Genomic DNA, 13,680 nt, shown 5'->3' with positions numbered 1-13,680 from the left:
ACGCGTATTAGCCTGGCCCACGCCTCTTTTGTCTCGGCTGCGACTAAGGCCGAGGACTTTGGGTAGGGCGATTTAACCATATTATTGCGTAATATGGCAGGCTTTCACATTCTCCCATTCTTGCCATACTCATGCGATGGAAGTGGGTGGACTCAGGGTCGCCTCGATCGTTGACCGGATCGATGGCCCGTCGAACTGGACGATCGAGCGCGATGTCCATGTGCTGACTTTGTACGAGGCGGGAAGCTATCACTGGCTCGAAACATGGCTCGATGAACAGCGGACGTCGCTCGGCGATCCGTTGCCCGGCGAAATGTGGCTGGTGCCCGCCGGTCAGACATATCGCGCGGTGGCAAAGGGCGGCGCGGTCCGCACGATCGAGGTCGAGATTCCGGTCGCGCTTCTGACCGTCGCCCCCGGAACGCGCGCGCTCGCGGCGCATCACGACCTCGCGCTGGCGGCGCTTGTCCGGGCCTTGCTCGCGAACGATGCCGCCGCCGCCGACCCGCTCGTCACGATCCTCGCCAAGACGCTTCGGTCCATGATCGGGCGTCCCGAATCGCCCGCCATCGCCCAGCGCATCAACGATCTGATGGTCTTCATCCAGACCCGGCTCGAAGTATCGCTGACGGTCGAGGACATGGCGGCCGAGGCGGGCATGTCGGTCAACAGCCTGATCGTCCATTTCGCCCGCGCGACCGGGCGTACCCCGGCGCAATATGTGCTGCGTCAGCGGCTGCGCCACGCCTGCTGGTTTCTGATGAACCGTCCGCTGTCGATCGCCGAAATCGCCTTCGCGACCGGCTTTTCCAGCCACGCGCACCTGTGCACGATCTTCCGCCGCAAGATCGGCATGTCGCCGGGCGAGTGGCGCCGCCGGCATCGATCGGATATTCTGCCAGATGAAGGGGAGGAATAGCGATGTCGCACACGGCCATCATGCTGCTGGCCGGGCTCGCCCTGCTGATCCTGCTGCGCCTGACGATCAGGGATGCGGCGTGGGCAACGCGGCTGTTCCTCATCCTGTGGTTGCTTGTCGCGATCGGCAATCTGCTCGTCGGCGTGCTCCATGCCGGCTACGGCTGGGCCGAGGAGGCGGGGATCGCGCTGGTCGTCTTCGGCGTACCCGCGGCGCTGGCGCTATTCGCGCGCCGCTTCTGGCGTTAGTTCTCGGGTCGCAGCAGGCAGCCGCTGGCCCCCGCATAGCGCGCGCTGCGCGAGGCGAGTAGCGGCACGCTGCCGGTCACCGTCTTCGTCGCGGGGTCTTCGCTGAGCGACACCATCTCCATCCCGGGTTCGAAATCGCTCTGGCAGCTTTCGAGGCTGCGGCCCTGCACATAGCGGCACGAACAGCCGATGCGCGCGGCATAGGCCGAACCCAGTTCGGCCTGCGCCTTGAACGACGGGAATTTCCAGATCGCGAAGACTGCGAACAGCACGGCAAGCCCGATCGCCCACGGCAGGCAGCCGCCCCAGCGGCTCGGTTTTTTCGTGGGATAAGGGGGATTCGCGGGCGGCGGCCCAGAGGCTGGTACAGGGGCGGGCGTCTCGCCCGTTGTCGGCCCGGTCGGATTGATGTTATTCACTTGATCCATGATCACGAAAAAACGGCTGCTGGCAAGTGCCGCCCTCGCGATGTTCGGCGCCTGGTCGCTGAGCCAGGCGGCGGGACAGGGCAATATCGCGCCCGCATCGCCCGCGCCGAAGTTCGGTGCATCGCTCGATGGCGTCGCGGCGGTCGAGACGCCGCAGGCGCTGCCCGCATTGCCCGCCGCGATCCGCGCGCGCGCCGACGCGCTGTTCGCCGATGCCGATGATGTCGGGCAGACGCGCGCGCTGCTCGTGCTGCGCGACGGCGAGCCGATTTACGAACGCTATGCCGCGGGCTTTGGCCCCGAATCGAAGCTGATCAGCTGGTCGATGGCGAAAAGCATCACCGCGGTGCTCACCGGCTTTCTTGTCGCCGACGGGCAATTGTCGCTCGACGGCCCCGCGCCGGTCGAAGCTTGGCAACGCAGCGGCGACCCGCGCGGCGCGATTACGCTGCGGAGCCTCCTCCATATGTCCTCGGGGCTTGAGCATGTCGAAAATGGCGATCCGGTGTGGCAGGGCGATACCGTCGCGATGCTGTTCGGCGGCGGCGCGGGCGACATGGCGGGTTTTGCCGAGGCCAAGCCCGCAGCGGCGCAGCCGGGCGAGGTCTTCAACTACAGCTCGGCGACCAGCGTCATCCTCGCCGACATATTGGCCGACACGCTGACCCCGTCGCAGAACCCCGACGCGCGGCGCGACGCGATGCGCGATTTCATCGGCGGTCGGCTGGTCGAGCCGCTCGGGATGACCAGCCTGACCCCCGAATATGATGCGCGCGGCACGATGATCGGCGGATCGATCATGCACGCGACCGCGCGCGACTATGCGAAATTCGGCGAATTCCTGCGCAACCATGGCGTCGTGAACGGCCAGCGATTGCTTCCCGAAACCTGGATGCGCTTCATGCTGACGCCATCGGCGAACGACGCGGGCTATGGCGGGCATATCTGGCTGAACCGCCGGCGCCCGGCGGGGGTTGCCCCCGCGCTATGGCCCGACCGCGGCCCGAACGATCTGTTCGCATGCATCGGGCATCAGGGGCAATATATCATCGTCTCGCCGTCGCAGCGGCTGACGATCGTCCGGCTGGGCATCACCAGCGACGAGCAATTCCCCGCGCTGCGCCGGCATTTGGCGGATCTGACGGCTGCGCTTTAACTCCTTCTCCCTTGATGGGAGAAGGATATGGAGCCTTGTCGCGAAGCGATTAGGCGGAGTTGGATGAGGGTGAGGCTGCGGCCTTGCGCCATGTCGCGACTGCACCCCCACCGCTGCGACTAGCCAGCAAGCTGGCAAGTCTCGCTACCCCTCCCCCATCAAGGGGGAGGGATTTTCAGAGCAGGAAATCGCCGACCAGCGTCGTGACGCAGGTGCCGGTGAGTTCGACCATGTCGCCGTCGAGGCGGCACCCGACATGCCCGCCGCGCGCGCTTGCCTGATAGGCCGCGAAGCGGTCGCGCCCCAGCCGCACCGTCCAATAGGGCGTAAGCACGCTGTGCGCCGATCCGGTGACCGGATCCTCGTCGATCCCGGCCCCGGGGGCAAAGGCGCGGCTGACGACGTCGGCGCCCGACGGATCGCCGGCGCCCGGCGCGGTCGCGATATAGAGGATGTCGCCGCCCTCTTTCAGCGCGCGAAGGTCGGGGGTCAGCGCGCGGACGCTCGCGGCGTCGCGATAGGCGATCAGCGCATAGCCGCCGTCGTGCCACATCGTCTCGACCGGATCGCCGCCGAGTGCGCGGACGATGTCGGGCATCGCCTTGGGCGCGGGGGTATAGGCGGGCAGCGCCATCTTGTAGCCCTCGTCCTCGCCGTTCCGCGCGACGCGCAAGATACCGACCTTGCGCGTGCGGAAGGTCATGTCGCTCCGCCACTGCGCCGCCGTCAGCAGCACATGGCCGCTCGCCAGTGTCGCATGGCCGCATAACGCGACCTCGACGCCCGGGGTGAACCAGCGCAGTTCATAATCGGCTTCGTCGCTTTCGTCGGGCACCAGGAAGGCGGTTTCGGCGAGATTATTCTCGGCCGCGATCGCCTGCAGTGTCGCGTCGTCGAGCCATTCCTCGAGCGGCATCACCGCGGCGGGATTGCCGGTAAAGGGGCGGTCGGCAAAGGCATCGACCTGGGTGATCGGAATACGGCGTGCGGCGCTCATGGATACAGCAATCCTTTCGTCCAGCCGGCGCCGGTGCGGGTGAAGACGGTACGCTCGTGCAGCCGGTGGGCGCGATCCTGCCAGAACTCGATCGCCGAAGGATTAACGCGCCAGCCCGACCAGCGCGGCGGGCGCGGCACGTCCTGCCCCGCGAACCGCGCCTGTATCTCCTCGAAGCGCGCCTCGAACGTCTCGCGGCTGGCAAGCGGCCGCGACTGATCGCTAGCCCATGCGCCAAGCTGGCTGTCGCGGCTGCGCGTCGCGAAATAGGCGTCGGCGGTGGCATCGTCGACCGGCGTCACCGCGCCCTCGATGCGAATCTGCCGCCGCAGCGATTTCCAGTGAAAGAGCAGCGCGACATGCGGATTCGCCGCCAGCTCGCCGCCCTTGCGGCTGTCGAGATTGGTATAGAAGACAAAGCCGTCGGGCCCATGCCCCTTAAGCAGCACCATGCGCAGCGACGGGTGCCCATCGGGCGTCGTCGTCGCGAGCGCCATCGCATTGGCGTCATTGGGTTCGCTGGCGCGCGCTTCGGCGAACCAGCTGTCGAACAGGGCAAAGGGATCGGTCGTCATGCGCGCGGTCATAATGCGAGCGGCTGGCGGGGAGCAAGTAATAAGCCCCTCCCCTGAAGAGTAGGGCTTGGCCGGAGCGGAACTTGACCTTCGGCGGGACATTACCACATCGACGCGCAATCGGGCTTCACGCCCAGTCACTTATCGGGCTACAGGAGCAAAATGGCCGATCCCTATTCCACCCTGGGCGTTGCGAAGAGTGCAAGCGAAGCGGAAATCAAGTCCGCGTACCGCAAGCTCGCCAAGGAATTGCACCCCGACAAGAACAAGGACAACCCGAAGGCGTCGGAGAAATTCTCCGATGTCACCAAGGCGTATGACATATTGTCCGACAAGACCAAGCGCGCGCAGTTCGACCGCGGCGAGATCGACGGTGAGGGCAATCCCGCGATGCCCTTCGGCTATGGCGGTGGCGGCGGTTTCCGCGGCGATCAGCGCACCGGTCCCGGCGGCTTCAGCGGCTTCGGCAACGAGAGTTCCGATTTCGGCGATATTTTCGAAGGCCTGTTCGGCCGCGGCGGCGGTTCGGGCGGCGGACCCTTCGGCGGCTTCGGCGGGCGCAGCGCGCCGCCACCCAAGGGCGCGAATGTCGCCTATCGCCTGTCGGTGTCGTTCGTCGACGCCGCGACGCAGGCGCCGCAGCGCATCGCGCTCGCCGACGGCGCGACGATCGACCTCAAACTGCCCGCCGGGGTCGAAACCGGCACGCAGATGCGGCTTGCCGGCAAAGGGCAGGCGGGGCCGGGCGGCACCGGCGACGGCATCGTGACGATCACGGTCAAGGACCATCCCTTTTACGTCCGCGAGGGCGCCAATATCCGGCTCGACCTGCCGGTGAAGCTGAACGAGGCGGTCAAGGGCGCCAAGATCAAGGTGCCGACCGTCGACGGGCCCGTAATGCTGTCGATCCCCGCGGGTTCCTCGTCGGGCAAGGTGATGCGCCTCAAGGGCAAGGGCTTCAGCCAGAAAAACGGCGGCCGTGGCGACCAGCTGGTGCGCCTGATGGTCGACCTGCCCGCCGACGACGACGCGCTGGTGAAATTGCTCAGCGAATGGAACGACCCGCGCGACGTGCGGGCGGAACTCGGCGTGTGATGCGTGGCTGACGCCAGCGACAAAAAAGTCGTCGCCGCGCTCGAGCGCGAGGTCGCCGACGAGGTCGACAAGGAATTTCTGGCCGAGGGCCATTCGCCGCATTCGCCCGAGGCGCGCGCCGAACGCGCCAAACGCGTCAAGCTACGCGCGCGGGCGCAAGGCGTGATCGACCGCGGCCGCGAGCAATTGGGGCCTGGTACGCGGGCCTATCGCGTAGCGCGCCGCGTCGTCGTCGGCACCTATACCGACGGATTTATCCACGCGGGCAATCTCGCCTATCTGGCGCTGATCGCGCTCTTCCCGTTCTTTATCCTCGTTGCCGCGGTTCTCAGTGTGCTCGGCGGCAGCCAAGGTGGCGAAACGGCGATCGAGGCGGTCTTTTCGCTGATGCCGCCTTCGGTCGCCAAGGCGCTTTCGGGGCCGATCCGGGAGGTGATGAGCGCGCGTACCGGCATTTTCCTCTGGATCGGCGCGCTGGTCGCGCTGTGGACCGTCGGCAGTTTCATCGAGACGATGCGCGATATCCTGCGACGCGCATATGGCACGCATTTCAGTCGCGGCTTCTTCCACTATCGGCTGCTGTCGATCGGGATTATCACCGGGGCGGTCGTGCTGATGATCCTGTCGTTCAGCATGCAGGTGCTCATCGTCGGTATCGAACAGTTTATTACGCGCGTCCTTCCGTCCGCCTATCAATCGGCGGGAACGGTCGCGATTTCGCGCGGCGTGTCGGGGTTCGGCCTGTTCCTTGCGATCTATATGCTCTTCTACAGCCTTACGCCCTCGAAATACCGCCAGCTCAAATGCCCCAAATGGCCGGGCGCGCTGTTCACGACCTTGTGGTGGATCGGCGTCACCCTCGCGCTCCCGCCCTTGCTCGCCAGCCTGCTCAGCTATGACGCAACCTACGGCAGCCTCGCGGGTGTGATGGTCGCGCTTTTCTTTTTCTACCTTGTCGGATTGGGTATGGTGATGGGCGCCGAATTGAATGCCGCGCTCGTCGAGGTTGAGGATTTGGGCCACGACGCTATTGGGCGCGTCGACGATGTGATTATTAAAAAGACCGGAGACAAAAAATGACGGGTCTGATGACTGGCAAGCGCGGGCTGATTATGGGCCTTGCGAACGACAAGTCGCTTGCGTGGGGCATTGCCAAGGCGCTGCACGGCGCGGGCGCCGAACTGGCGATTTCGTATCAGGGCGACGTGATGCTGAAGCGCGTGAAGCCGCTCGCCGACGAGCTTGGCTGCGATTTCCTGATCGATTGCGATGTGTCCGACATGGACAATCTCGACGCGGCGTTCGCGACGCTTTCCGCGCGCTGGCCGACGATCGACTTCGTCGTCCACGCGATCGGCTTTACCAACAAGGAGGCGCTGCGCGGCCACTATGCCGATGTCACGCTCGACGACTTCCTGATGACGATGAATATCAGCGTCTATAGCTTCACCGCGGTGGCGAAGCGCGCGGCGTCGATGATGACGCCGTTCGACCCCGAAACGGGCAACGGCGGTGGCTCGCTGCTGACCTTGAGCTATTATGGCGCCGAGAAGGTGATCCCGCATTATAACGTCATGGGCGTTGCGAAGTCGGCGCTTGAAACCAGCGTCAAATATCTCGCCAATGATTATGGCCCACAGGGCGTGCGTGTGAACGCGATTTCGGCCGGGCCGATCAAGACGCTGGCCGCATCGGGCATCGGCGATTTCCGCCTGATCCTCAAATGGAACGAGCATAACGCCCCGCTCCGCCGCAACGTCACGATCGACGATGTCGGCGGCTCGGCGCTTTACCTGCTCAGCGACCTGTCGAGCGGCGTCACCGGCGAAACGCACCATGTCGATGCGGGTTACCACACCGTCGGCATGAAACAGGAAGATGCGCCGGACATCTCACTTGTCTGACGAAATCGGCATCCGCGCCGCAACGGCGGCGGATGCCGATGCCATCGATAGGGTGATCCGTGCGGCCTTCGCAGGAACGGACTTCGGTCATCAGGGCGAGGCCGAACTGGTGCGGATGATCGAGGCCGACGGCGACGCGTTGGTGTCGCTCGTCGCCGAACGGGGCGGCGCGATTGTCGGGCATGTGCTGTTCAGCCGGATGGACGTCGAGGCCGACGGCGCCCTGCTTGCCGGCGCTGGCCTCGCGCCGGTATCAGTCGCGCCTGACAGCCAAGGGGAGGGCATCGGCGACGCGCTGATCCGCGCCGGTCTCGACGCCCTTCGCGAACAGGGCGTCGCGATCAGCTTCGTCCTCGGCCACGAAACCTATTACCCCCGCTTCGGCTATTCGCCCGACCTCGCGGCACGCTTCGCGTCGCCCTTCGCGGGGCCGCATTTCATGGCGATGATGCTGGACTCGGACGCGGCTTGGCCGCTAGGCGGACGGGCGGATTACGCACCCGCATTCGGCCGGATGGGATAGGGCAATGAGTTTCAACAGCTTCGGACGCGTTCTTCGCTTCACGACCTGGGGGGAGAGCCACGGCCCCGCGCTCGGCGCCGTCGTCGACGGTTGCCCGCCGCGGCTGTCGCTGTCCGAAGCCGACATTCAGCCCTATCTAGACAAGCGCCGTCCCGGCCAGTCGCGCCACACGACGCAGCGGCAGGAGCCCGATCAGGTGCGCATCCTGTCGGGCATTTTCGAGGGCAAGACGACGGGCACGCCGATCAGCCTGATGATCGAGAATGTCGACCAGCGCTCGAAGGATTATGGCGAGATCGCGCAGGCCTATCGTCCCGGCCACGCCGATTATGCCTATGACGCGAAGTACGGCATCCGCGACTATCGCGGCGGCGGCCGATCGAGCGCGCGCGAAACCGCGGCGCGTGTTGCCGCCGGCGGCGTCGCGCGGCTGGTGATTCCCGAGGTGCATATCCACGCCTGGGTCGCCGAAATCGGCGGCGATGCGATCGATCCCGCGAATTTCGACCTCGAGGAAATCGATCGCAATCCCTTTTTCTGTCCCGATCCCGCCGCGGCGCAGCGCTGGGAAGGCTTGATGGACGCCGCGCGCAAATCGGGCAGCTCCTTGGGCGCTGTCATCGAATGCGCCGCCAGCGGCGTCCCCGCCGGCTGGGGCGCGCCCATCTATGCCAAGCTCGACAGCGACCTCGCCGCCGCGATGATGGGCATCAACGCGGTGAAGGGCGTCGAGATCGGCGCGGGCTTCACTGCCGCGCGCCTCCGCGGTGAGGAAAATGCCGATCCGATGCGCCCTGCGACCGACGGCAGCAACCGCCCCGATTTCCTCTCGAACAACGCCGGCGGCATCGCGGGCGGCATTTCGACCGGCCAGCCCGTCGTCGTGCGCGTCGCCTTCAAGCCGACCAGCTCGATCCTCACCCCCGTGCCGACGATCAACAAGGCGGGCGAGGCGACCGACATCGTCACCAAGGGCCGCCACGACCCCTGCGTCGGCATCCGCGGCGCGCCGGTGGTCGAGGCGATGATGGCGCTCGTTCTCGCCGACCATAAATTGCTCCACCGCGCGCAGAACGGCTGACTATCGGGTGATCGAAAGCGTCCAGGCCTTCATCGACGCGCATCAGGCGGCGATAACGCTGCTGATCCTCGCCGCGATGTTCGTCGGCTTTTTGATGGAGCGTCTGCCCGCGACGGTGATCGCCATCCTCGGCGCCTGCGCGTGCCTCGCGCTCGGCATCCTCGACGACAAGGCGGTCTATTCGGTCTTTTCCAACTCGGCGCCGATCGTCATCGGCGCGATGTTTGTCCTCTCGGGCGCGCTGATCCGCACCGGAGTGATCCAGCGCGTCGCCGACCTGATCATGGCGCGCGCCGAAAAACATCCTCGATTGGCGATCGTCGAAGTGCTCATTGGCGCCCTCGTGGCCTCGGCCTTCCTCAACAACACGCCGGTCGTAGTCGTGCTGCTGCCGATCATGATGAAACTCGCCGAGGTCACCGGCGTGAGTGCCAAGAAATTGCTGATGCCGCTTTCGATCGCGGCGGTGCTCGGCGGGACGCTGACGCTGATCGGCACCTCGACCAACCTTGTCGTCGACGGCATTGTCCGCGAGGCCGGCATGCCGCGCTTCGGCATTTTCGAGATCACTCCGATCGGCCTCGTTGCCGCGACATCGGGGATGATCGGGCTCGTACTGATGTGGTGGCTGCTGCCGTCCGACAAGCCGGTTAAGGGCTCCGCGGGCACGCACGACGCGCACCAATATCTGACCGAGCTGGCGCTGGGCGAGGATGACGATCTGGTCGGCATGACGGTCGAGGCGTTTCGCGACCTGCCGCGCTCGGGCCGGATCGTCGGGGTGCGCCGGTCGTCGGCGGTGGTGCATGGCGCCGACCTCGAGCATTGGACCCTCGCCGCGGGCGATCGCCTCATTCTCCGCGTCGACGGCGCGACCTTGATGACCTGGCGCGAGCAGGGGCGCTTCCGCCTCGGCATCGGCAGCGGCGAGCCCGCGACAAGCGACATGGTCGTCGAGACGATGATCGCATCGAATCATCCGGGAATCGGCCAGCGGCTGGTCGACATCCCGTTCCTCCAGAAAATCCGTGCGCGCATCATCGGGCTCGACCGGCCGGCGCACGAGCCCGGCCCCGACCTTGCGAGCGTCCGCATCCGCCCCGCCGACCGGCTGCTCGTCGCGGGCGGCGCGCGCGAGGTCGAGGCGCTGCGCGACAATCCGCACCTGATTGGCGCCGATCTGGCGAAGGTGCGCGCCTTTCGCCGCGGCAAGGCGTGGATCGCGATCCTCTGCATGCTATCCGTGGTGACGCTCGCCGCGCTCGACATCATGTCGATCGGGGTCGCCGCGATCATCGCCATCGGGGTTATCCTCGTGACGCGCTGTATCGACAATGAAGAGGCATGGGGGACGATCGACGGCGACGTGCTGATCCTCATCTTCGCGATGCTCGCGGTCGGGCTCGCGCTCGAACAGAGCGGGGCGGTCGCGATGATGGTCGGCTGGGTCAAACCGATGCTCGCCCATCAGCCCGCGTGGATGCTTGTCTTCGGCATCTATTTTTTCGCGCTGATCCTGTCCGAATTGCTTAGCAACAATGCCGTCGCGGCACTGATGACCCCGGTGACGCTGGCGATCGCGGCCGAACTCGGCGTCGACCCGCGCCCGCTGGTTATCGCGCTGATGATCGGCGCTTCGGCCTGTTTCGCGACCCCGATCGGATACCAGACGAACACGATCGTCTATGCCGCCGGCGATTACCGCTTCGTCGATTTCGTGAAGATCGGCGTACCGCTCAACATCATCACCGGCGTTTCGACCTGTCTGGCGATCGTCTTTTTTATGACCTAGGGCACGCTCCAACGCCGGGCGATTGCCCGCAGCGCGTCAGGCTGTTACCCCCGCTCCCATAACGACCCGCCGCGGCGGGACAGGGGAGTATTTTATGGGCCATCGCCTGACTTTGTATATTCTGATCGGTATGATCCTCGGGGTCATCACCGGTTATCTGGTGCGGGTCTATGTCCCCGCCGACAGCGAAGCCTTCACCTATTGGCTGCGCAGCTTCAGCACGCTTTCGACGATCTTCCTCAACCTGATCAAGCTGGTCGTCGCGCCGCTGATTCTCGGTACGCTCGTCGCGGGGATCGCGCATATGGGCGACAGCTCGGCGCTCGGCCGCATCGGCACGCGCGCGATCGCCTGGTTCATCCTCGCCAGCCTGATTTCGATCAGCCTCGGCCTGGTCATGGTCAATTTCTTCGAACCCGGCGCGGGGCTGAACCTCACCGTCGGCGCGCATTCGATTGCCGAGGTCGGCGAGGTCAAGAAGCTCGACCTGTTCGAATTCATCGAGCATGTCTTTCCGAAGAATATCTTTCAGGCGATGGCGGACAACAACGTCCTCCAGATACTCGTCTTCGCGCTGTTCGCGGGCGTCGGCCTGACGGCGATCGGCGAAAAGGGCAAGCCGCTGGTCCGCGGCGCCGAGGCGCTCGCCGAGTTGATGCTGCAGATCACCGGCTATGTGATGCGCCTCGCACCGATCGCGGTGTTCGGCGCGCTCGCGGGGGTCGTCGCGAAATATGGCCTCGGCATCCTCGGCACCTATGCCGAGCTCGTCACCGAATTCTATCTTTCGCTCGTCGTGCTCTGGGTCATCCTGCTCGGCGCGGGCGCGATTTTCCTCGGCCGCCGGATCTTCGCGCTGATCCGCTATATCCGCCAGCCACTGCTGATCGCGTTTTCGACCGCCTCGTCCGAGGCTGCGATGCCCAAGCTGTTCGAACAGCTCGACCGTTTCGGCGTGCCGCGCCGCATCTCGGGCTTCGTGCTGCCGCTGGGCTACAGCTTCAACCTCGACGGATCGATGATGTATGCGAGCTTCGCGACGCTCTTCATCGCGCAGGCTTATGGGATCGAGCTGTCGATCACGCAGCAGATATTGATCCTGCTGACGCTGATGGTGTCGTCGAAGGGGATCGCCGCGGTGCCGCGCGCCAGCCTGGTGGTTATCACCGCGACGCTCGCGATGTTCGACCTGCCGGTCGAGGGCGTCGCGCTGATTTTCGCGATCGATCAGTTCCTCGACATGGGCCGCACCGCGACCAATGTCGTCGGCAATGCGGTGGCAACGTCGGTCATCACCAAATGGGAGGGCATGCTCGAAGCGCCCGAAGCGCCCGATCTCGAACGGCCGCATGCTCCGGCGCATACGCCGCATCATGGAACCCGCGGGCTCGATCTTCGTGATGACATAGCGGAGGGTGAAAACAAGCCTGCGGCCGATAACGCGTAATGCGCGGGCTTCGGGCCGCCCGACCGGGGGCGAGCAAGGAGCCGAGCCATGGCTGAAGCAGCAGCGGCGATCAACGGGGCGCACCGTGACGAAGCGCGGGCGCGGCGGCTGCGCTGGCGCATGCTCGCCGGTTTCCTCGCGGGCCTCCTCATCGGGCTGGCGGTCCATTATGGCGCGCCGGACGCCGCCTGGGTGGAGACGGTCACCACCTATGTGACCGGCCCGTTGGGGCAGATGTTCCTGCGCCTGCTGTTCATGCTCGTCATCCCGCTGCTCGTCTCGGCGCTGATCGTCGGGGTCGCCGAAATGGGCGAGATGCGCGCGCTGAAATCGGTCGGCGTGCGCACGCTCGTCTATACGATGGCGGTGTCGACGATCTCGGTCGTCATCAGCCTCGCCGTCGTCAATTTGCTTCAGCCCGGCGCGGGGGTCGATCCCGCGCTCGCGCGTTCGCTGATCGCCGAGGGCGCGGAGGGAGCCAAGGCCATCGCCGACCGCGCGGGCGAGGCGAAGACCGGGATGGATGCGGTCGTCGCGATCGTTCCCGACAATCTGTTCGCCGCGATGGGCGCGAACGACGTGCTCGCGGTGATGTTCTTCGCGCTCTTCTTCGGCATCGGGCTGATGCTGGTGCGCACCCCGCGGACCGAGGCGCTCCAGACCGCGATCGAAGGGGTGTTCGAGGTCGTGATGAAGCTGATCGGGCTCGTCATCCAGCTCGCGCCGATCGCGGTCTTCTGTTTCATGTTCAACCTCGCCGCGCAGTTCGGCTGGGATCTCATCATCCGGCTGTCGGCCTATGTCGGCGTCGTGCTGCTCGCGCTCGCGCTCCAGATGTTCATCGTCTTTCCCATCCTGCTGAAGACGCTGGCGGGGAAATCGCCGGTCGCCTTTTTCCACCAGACGCAGGAGGCGTTCGTGATGGCGTTCGCGACGGCGTCGTCGAACGCGACGCTGCCGACCGCGCTCCGCGTCGCGCACGACCAGCTCCGCCTGCCCGACAAGGTCGCGCGTTTCGTGCTCACCATCGGTGCGACCGCGAACCAGAACGGCACCGCGATGTTCGAGGGCGTGACGGTGATCTTCCTCGCGCAATTTTTCGGCATCGACCTGACGCTTCAGCAGCAGATCGTCGTGATGCTCGTGTGCATATTGGGCGGCATCGGGACCGCGGGCGTCCCCGCGGGGTCGCTCCCGGTGATCGCGCTGATCCTCGCCTCGGTCGGGGTGCCGCCCGAAGGCATCGGGCTGATTCTGGGGGTCGACCGCTTCCTCGACATGTGCCGCACCACGCTCAACGTGGTCGGCGATCTTGTCGCCGCGACGGTGGTTTCGGCGGGCGTGAAAGATTCGGCGCCCGCCGGCCCGACGGCTTAATCCGGCCGTTCGTCGTTCATGCGCGAGCGCCCGGCAGGCGGTGTCGCGCGCGGGGGCGGCGGATTGCGCATCGCGGGGGCCGGTCGAGCGTCGGGTGCCGGCCGTGCGCTCGGTGCCGGCCGGTCCGGGCGCATCACT

At 65.7% G+C, this 13,680-nt stretch carries 14 protein-coding genes; 11 read left to right on the top strand and 3 right to left on the bottom strand.

Going from position 1 to position 13,680, the window contains the following annotated elements; translation table 11 throughout:
• Nucleotides 1-136: 136 nt before the first annotated feature.
• A complete protein-coding gene (locus tag VJ811_RS12345) occupies nucleotides 137-919 on the top strand; it encodes an AraC family transcriptional regulator (RefSeq protein ID WP_324072736.1) in 783 nt (260 codons plus the stop codon).
• Between the two features lie 2 nt (nucleotides 920-921).
• Complete coding sequence (locus VJ811_RS12340; RefSeq protein WP_324072734.1) at nucleotides 922-1,167, top strand: hypothetical protein; 246 nt, start codon at nucleotides 922-924, stop codon at nucleotides 1,165-1,167.
• On the opposite strand, the gene VJ811_RS12335 is transcribed toward VJ811_RS12340, so the two are convergent.
• A complete protein-coding gene (locus VJ811_RS12335) occupies nucleotides 1,164-1,595 on the bottom strand; it encodes a hypothetical protein (RefSeq protein ID WP_324072732.1) in 432 nt (143 codons plus the stop codon). The two genes, VJ811_RS12340 and VJ811_RS12335, sit on opposite strands and share 4 nt — an antisense overlap.
• Between VJ811_RS12335 and VJ811_RS12330 the strand changes: the two genes are divergently transcribed.
• The gene (locus VJ811_RS12330; RefSeq protein WP_324072729.1) at nucleotides 1,594-2,751 is read left to right on the top strand and encodes a serine hydrolase; all 1,158 of its coding nucleotides are present in this window, start codon (nucleotides 1,594-1,596) and stop codon (nucleotides 2,749-2,751) included. The two genes, VJ811_RS12335 and VJ811_RS12330, sit on opposite strands and share 2 nt — an antisense overlap.
• Nucleotides 2,752-2,926: 175 nt before the next feature.
• Here the strand turns inward: VJ811_RS12330 and VJ811_RS12325 are convergent, their stop codons facing one another.
• Nucleotides 2,927-3,748, bottom strand: coding sequence for a PhzF family phenazine biosynthesis protein (locus tag VJ811_RS12325; RefSeq protein WP_324072726.1), 822 nt, complete (start codon nucleotides 3,746-3,748; stop codon nucleotides 2,927-2,929).
• Nucleotides 3,745-4,323, bottom strand: coding sequence for a pyridoxamine 5'-phosphate oxidase (gene pdxH / locus VJ811_RS12320; RefSeq protein WP_324072724.1), 579 nt, complete (start codon nucleotides 4,321-4,323; stop codon nucleotides 3,745-3,747). The genes VJ811_RS12325 and pdxH overlap by 4 nt, the downstream gene beginning before the upstream one ends.
• A gap of 162 nt (nucleotides 4,324-4,485) precedes the next feature.
• Here pdxH and VJ811_RS12315 point away from each other — a divergent pair, with 162 nt between their 5' ends.
• The 8 genes from VJ811_RS12315 (at nucleotide 4,486) to VJ811_RS12280 (ending at nucleotide 13,542) form a co-directional block, all read left to right on the top strand.
• Nucleotides 4,486-5,418 carry a J domain-containing protein gene (locus tag VJ811_RS12315; protein ID WP_324072722.1) on the top strand — a complete coding sequence of 311 codons (933 nt, stop codon included), beginning with the start codon at nucleotides 4,486-4,488 and terminating at the stop codon, nucleotides 5,416-5,418.
• A gap of 3 nt (nucleotides 5,419-5,421) precedes the next feature.
• The gene (locus VJ811_RS12310) at nucleotides 5,422-6,498 is read left to right on the top strand and encodes a YihY/virulence factor BrkB family protein (RefSeq protein WP_324072720.1); all 1,077 of its coding nucleotides are present in this window, start codon (nucleotides 5,422-5,424) and stop codon (nucleotides 6,496-6,498) included.
• Nucleotides 6,495-7,322: an enoyl-ACP reductase FabI gene (gene fabI, locus VJ811_RS12305; protein ID WP_056370919.1), complete on the top strand. Its 828-nt coding sequence runs from the start codon at nucleotides 6,495-6,497 to the stop codon at nucleotides 7,320-7,322. Before VJ811_RS12310 ends, fabI begins: the two co-directional genes overlap by 4 nt.
• Nucleotides 7,315-7,845: an N-acetyltransferase gene (locus tag VJ811_RS12300; RefSeq protein ID WP_324072714.1), complete on the top strand. Its 531-nt coding sequence runs from the start codon at nucleotides 7,315-7,317 to the stop codon at nucleotides 7,843-7,845. Before fabI ends, VJ811_RS12300 begins: the two co-directional genes overlap by 8 nt.
• A gap of 4 nt (nucleotides 7,846-7,849) precedes the next feature.
• On the top strand, nucleotides 7,850-8,926 hold the full coding sequence (gene aroC / locus VJ811_RS12295; protein ID WP_324072712.1) for a chorismate synthase: 1,077 nt from the start codon (nucleotides 7,850-7,852) through the stop codon (nucleotides 8,924-8,926).
• A gap of 7 nt (nucleotides 8,927-8,933) precedes the next feature.
• Entirely contained in the window at nucleotides 8,934-10,718 is a 1,785-nt protein-coding gene (locus tag VJ811_RS12290; RefSeq protein ID WP_324072710.1) for an SLC13 family permease, read from the top strand.
• Nucleotides 10,719-10,812: 94 nt separating this feature from the next.
• Entirely contained in the window at nucleotides 10,813-12,165 is a 1,353-nt protein-coding gene (locus VJ811_RS12285; RefSeq protein WP_324072708.1) for a dicarboxylate/amino acid:cation symporter, read from the top strand.
• A gap of 48 nt (nucleotides 12,166-12,213) precedes the next feature.
• Nucleotides 12,214-13,542 (top strand): dicarboxylate/amino acid:cation symporter, encoded by a 1,329-nt coding sequence (locus VJ811_RS12280; protein ID WP_324072705.1) that lies wholly within the window; start codon nucleotides 12,214-12,216, stop codon nucleotides 13,540-13,542.
• Nucleotides 13,543-13,680: the final 138 nt, after the last annotated feature.

The sequence above is a fragment of the Sphingopyxis sp. genome (genome assembly GCF_035250425.1).
Classification (GTDB): domain Bacteria; phylum Pseudomonadota; class Alphaproteobacteria; order Sphingomonadales; family Sphingomonadaceae; genus Sphingopyxis.
Note: the sequence above shows the minus strand (reverse complement) of the source record. Positions and strands in the feature narration are given on the sequence as shown.

What these genes read in the sequence shown, in the direction of transcription:
- VJ811_RS12280 (WP_324072705.1), top strand. Translation starts at nt 12,214, where the DNA reads ATGGCTGAAGCAGCAGCGGCGATCAACGGGGCGCACCGTGACGAAGCG.
- pdxH (WP_324072724.1), bottom strand. Translation starts at nt 4,323, where the DNA reads ATGACGACCGATCCCTTTGCCCTGTTCGACAGCTGGTTCGCCGAAGCG.
- VJ811_RS12325 (WP_324072726.1), bottom strand. Translation starts at nt 3,748, where the DNA reads ATGAGCGCCGCACGCCGTATTCCGATCACCCAGGTCGATGCCTTTGCC.
- VJ811_RS12340 (WP_324072734.1), top strand. Translation starts at nt 922, where the DNA reads ATGTCGCACACGGCCATCATGCTGCTGGCCGGGCTCGCCCTGCTGATC.
- VJ811_RS12315 (WP_324072722.1), top strand. Translation starts at nt 4,486, where the DNA reads ATGGCCGATCCCTATTCCACCCTGGGCGTTGCGAAGAGTGCAAGCGAA.
- VJ811_RS12285 (WP_324072708.1), top strand. Translation starts at nt 10,813, where the DNA reads ATGGGCCATCGCCTGACTTTGTATATTCTGATCGGTATGATCCTCGGG.
- aroC (WP_324072712.1), top strand. Translation starts at nt 7,850, where the DNA reads ATGAGTTTCAACAGCTTCGGACGCGTTCTTCGCTTCACGACCTGGGGG.
- fabI (WP_056370919.1), top strand. Translation starts at nt 6,495, where the DNA reads ATGACGGGTCTGATGACTGGCAAGCGCGGGCTGATTATGGGCCTTGCG.
- VJ811_RS12345 (WP_324072736.1), top strand. Translation starts at nt 137, where the DNA reads ATGGAAGTGGGTGGACTCAGGGTCGCCTCGATCGTTGACCGGATCGAT.
- VJ811_RS12335 (WP_324072732.1), bottom strand. Translation starts at nt 1,595, where the DNA reads ATGGATCAAGTGAATAACATCAATCCGACCGGGCCGACAACGGGCGAG.
- VJ811_RS12330 (WP_324072729.1), top strand. Translation starts at nt 1,594, where the DNA reads ATGATCACGAAAAAACGGCTGCTGGCAAGTGCCGCCCTCGCGATGTTC.